The sequence below is a fragment of the Opacimonas viscosa genome, assembly GCF_024199005.1.
Lineage (GTDB): Bacteria > Pseudomonadota > Gammaproteobacteria > Enterobacterales > Alteromonadaceae > Opacimonas > Opacimonas viscosa.
This window is the reverse complement of record NZ_JANATA010000112.1, coordinates 1-274: the sequence shown is the minus strand read 5'-3', so window position 1 is coordinate 274 and position 274 is coordinate 1. Positions and strand designations below refer to the sequence as shown.

General features: G+C 40.9%; 1 protein-coding gene. It reads left to right on the top strand.

Annotated features, from left to right (window positions below; all coding sequences use genetic code 11):
• Positions 1-274: Gfo/Idh/MocA family protein (locus NLF92_RS12920; protein ID WP_254102620.1), on the top strand; the 274-nt coding region annotated here is incomplete at both ends.

Here is a 274-nt window from a genome sequence, read left to right as displayed (position 1 = left end):
TGTGTGCCGATCTCCAAACCTTTGTCGACGGGAGAAAGCTTGAAGATGATGGAAATATATTACTGCGATTCGAAAATGGTGCTACAGGAGTTCTATCCGCTTCACAAGTAGCATCTGGGGAAGAAAATGCATTAAAAATTAGAATTTATGGTGAAAACGGAGGTCTAGAATGGAATCAACAAGATCCAAACACGCTAATGGTCAAGAAACAAGACGCACCAACTCAGCTATTTCGTGCAGGACAGCAATATCTTTCACCGATAGCAAAACATAA